6 protein-coding genes are annotated in these 3142 nt (G+C 66.0%); 3 read left to right on the forward strand and 3 right to left on the reverse strand.

The window, feature by feature from the left end; genetic code table 11:
* The first annotated feature begins 111 nt into the window (after positions 1–111).
* Positions 112–855, forward strand: coding sequence for a ribonuclease HI (gene rnhA / locus VF515_08860; protein HEX7407742.1), 744 nt, complete (start codon positions 112–114; stop codon positions 853–855).
* 209 nt (positions 856–1064) lie between these two features.
* Here the strand turns inward: rnhA and VF515_08865 are convergent, their stop codons facing one another.
* Together VF515_08865 and VF515_08870 are read right to left on the reverse strand one after the other, a co-directional pair.
* A complete protein-coding gene (locus VF515_08865; protein ID HEX7407743.1) occupies positions 1065–1490 on the reverse strand; it encodes a type II toxin-antitoxin system VapC family toxin in 426 nt (141 codons plus the stop codon).
* Positions 1487–1780: a type II toxin-antitoxin system prevent-host-death family antitoxin gene (locus VF515_08870; protein ID HEX7407744.1), complete on the reverse strand. Its 294-nt coding sequence runs from the start codon at positions 1778–1780 to the stop codon at positions 1487–1489. The genes VF515_08865 and VF515_08870 overlap by 4 nt, the downstream gene beginning before the upstream one ends.
* A 225-nt stretch (positions 1781–2005) precedes the next feature.
* Between VF515_08870 and VF515_08875 the strand changes: the two genes are divergently transcribed.
* Complete coding sequence (locus VF515_08875; GenBank protein ID HEX7407745.1) at positions 2006–2392, forward strand: hypothetical protein; 387 nt, start codon at positions 2006–2008, stop codon at positions 2390–2392.
* A gap of 82 nt (positions 2393–2474) precedes the next feature.
* Entirely contained in the window at positions 2475–2717 is a 243-nt protein-coding gene (locus VF515_08880) for a hypothetical protein (protein HEX7407746.1), read from the forward strand.
* Between the two features lie 200 nt (positions 2718–2917).
* Here VF515_08880 and VF515_08885 read toward each other — a convergent pair.
* A partial coding sequence (locus tag VF515_08885; GenBank protein ID HEX7407747.1) for a hypothetical protein occupies positions 2918–3142 on the reverse strand: 225 nt, incomplete at its 5' end.

The following is a 3142-nucleotide window of genomic DNA, read 5'->3' on the forward strand; positions in this document are numbered from 1 at the left end:
CGGGGCGTGGCTTTCCTGTGCGACCATTCCACCCAAAGGCGTGATCGCGCTTCGGTGGTGAGTTGCACACGCCGCGCAAACCGGGCACACCGACGCGATGGGGAACGAGGCATGAGCGAACAACCGATCGTGGTGTTCACCGACGGCGCAGCGAAGGGCAATCCCGGACCCGGGGGTTGGGGCGTGATCATCGCCACGCCCAACGGCCACGTCACCGAGCTCGGCGGCGGCGCCGCGCACACGACGAACAATCAGATGGAGCTGACGGCGCCCATCGAAGCGCTGCGCCGCCTGCAGCGCACGCCCGGCGCACTGGCGATCTACACGGACTCCACCTACGTCATCAAAGGCATCCGCGAGTGGATCTGGGCGTGGCGCAAGCGCGGCTGGAAGACGGCCGAGGGCAAGGACGTGCTCAACCGTGAGCTGTGGGAGGCGTTGGCGAGCCTGGTCGCCGCGCGCGGCAAAGGCGGTATCGAGTGGCACTACGTCCGCGGCCACACCGGCATTCCCGGCAACGAGCGTGTCGACGAGATCGCCAACGCCTTCGCACTCAAACGTCACCCCAAGCTCCACGACGGTCCGCTCCTTCGCTACCCGCTGCCGATCTTCGACGTCCCCGACGACACCAGCGTGCCCAAGCGTGCACCCGGCGCCTCGTCGAGCGGCAAGAGCAAGGCCGCGGCGTATTCCTATCTGAGCGTCGTCGACGGCACACCGATGCGCCACGCGACCTGGGCTGAGTGCGAGCGTCGCGTCAAAGGCCGCTCCGGCGCTAGGTTCAAGAAGGCGATGAGCGCGGTGGACGAGGTGACGATTTTGCGCGCCTGGGGGTGCGCGCCGGAGGACGTGTGAGATCAGACGTATTGGGACTGCACGATGGCCGAGGAGCCCAAGCTCACATGCGATGTCTGTGGCGAGGTTCTGCAGGTGCCACTCCCGCAGCTCAGGCCCACGCGGGCTAGCCCACGCGGGCGAGTGTGACGTGTGCGGCTGGCGTATCTAGGCGGCGGCGCGCGTAGAAAATCTGCCGCCAAAAGGCTCGCGGCGCCGGGTGTCGGGCCTTACTCCGGCAACACGTGGAAGCCTTCGCGGCTTGCGGCTTCGCGCAGGCGCTCGTCGAACGAGACGATGGCGTGGGTGGCCGTGTCGCCACGCGACCACAGCAAGGCGGCCGCGAGCTGAAACGCGTCGGCGGCACGGAGTGGGTGGACCGCCAAGAGTCGCTCGCCGCGCAGGCGCAGCGACTCGCTCGGCAACACCTCCGACCACTCCGCGGCAATGGCAGCTAGCACGTGCCGTGCACGCCGCTCGGCCTGTGCGCTGAGGTGGCCATCACGACGGCGCCGGGCGAAGGCGGAAACACATTCCGTGCGAGTGGCCCACCACACCACCAGCGATTGGTCGGTGTCGACCAGCTCACGGACCTGCGGCGTCGCGGGCTCAGCCACGCAGAGCGGCACGATGGCCGAGGTGTCCCAGAACTTCACCAGCCCGCCTCGCGCTCGTCGGTCACCGCCTTCCGCACGGCCGCGCGTGGATCGCGCGGGCGTGGCAGCTTCCAGAAATCTTTGGGTAGCTTGCCACTGCCCAGCCGGAGCAGCCCTTGGCGTTCGAGATCGCGCCAATGCTCGTGCTCCGGCCGGCCGGCTCCCACCGGTACCAGCCGCGCTACGGGTGTCCCGCGTTCCGTCACCAAAATATCCTCGCCGGCTTTGACCCGACTCAGGTAACGACTCAACTGCGCCTTCAGCTCAGCCACTGCTGCGGTCTTCTTCATGTGACCACTCTAGTCAGAGTCATATGATCTTACAAGCTAAGTAGTGAGGCAGAGGCGGTTACGTTCCCGAACTACCTGCCGGCGCCGGACACGCGCACCATTGAAATGGTCGTGGGTAGCCTCTCGCTCACGGACGATGTCTGCGCGCGTCGCGTCGCTGCGCCAGCGTTTGAGTTGACACGATCAATCCAGGTGTGGGACAAGGGGATTCGAGGGGAGAAACCAATGAGTAGACGCGGGCTGGTGGTACTTCTGCTGGTCGCTTTCACACTTGGGCTCGCCGAATCCGATCCCCTCGCCCTTGCCGTGGTTTATCCTGCCTGGTTCGAGCTCGGCCCGGCACTTGGCGGCCGCCTCGACGGCATCGTCGCCAGCCCTACGGATCCCAACGTTCTGCTGGTCGCCTCGCCCGGAGGCGGGGTGTGGCGAACAGCGCAGGGCGGCGGTAGTTGGCAACGACCTGAAAACTACGGGCTGGGCGATTTCAGCGTCTTTCATCTCGAATGGGACCGCATCCGTCCGGATCGGCTCTTAGCCGTGACCTGGAGCGACCTGTACGCCAACGCCAACGATCACGCGCACTCCAACGCCGACGCCGACCTTCAGAAGTAGCTTAACGGAAACGCCAACGCCGAGTGTAACCGCACGCCCGAGCGCAACAGCGACCGAAGTGCCGACGGGGACGCCGACGCCCATGCCCATGCCCACGCTGACGCCGACCCACGTGCCGTGTTGGGGTGACTGCGACGGCTTAGGCGTTGTCACCGTCGACGAACTGCTCACCCTGGTCAACATCGCCCTGGGCAATGGGCAAATATCGGCTTGTAAGGTGGGAGATGTGAACGGTGATGGACAGATCACGGTCGATGAGATTCTTACAGCGGTCAACAACGCCCTGAACGGCTGCCGAGCCTCCGCCTCACCCTTGCAGGCGTAACCGCGGGTGCCACCCGCGGGGCAGGCCGCTCGACGCGAACGTGGGCCAGTGCCCTAGCTGATGATCCTCAGGCGGTGCGAGCCCGGTGTGCACCGCAAAGGTGTGATCGTGCCGTTGGCGCAGGCGGCGACGTAGATCTCCACGCCCTCGTTGCTACCGGCGCGCTGTCGTCCGGATCGCTGCCACCGTCACCGGGAAGGTCAGAGGGGCTTTCCTTGGTAGGTTCCCGTGAGGGTTGCGAGGAACTTCGCGATGGCGGCGACTTCCGCCTGCGGCAGGTCGACCCCGACCTGGTAGTGGGCCATCTTCCGAACGGCTGCGGGCAGATCGGATGCCGAGCCGTCGTGGAAGTATGGAAACGTGTTCGCCACATTCCGCAGCGTCGGTACCTTCAGCTTGTGGCGGTCCCGCGTGTCTTTCGTGAC

The sequence above is a fragment of the Candidatus Binatia bacterium genome (genome assembly GCA_036382395.1).
In the GTDB taxonomy this organism is placed as follows: domain Bacteria; phylum Desulfobacterota; class Binatia; order HRBIN30; family HRBIN30; genus JAGDMS01.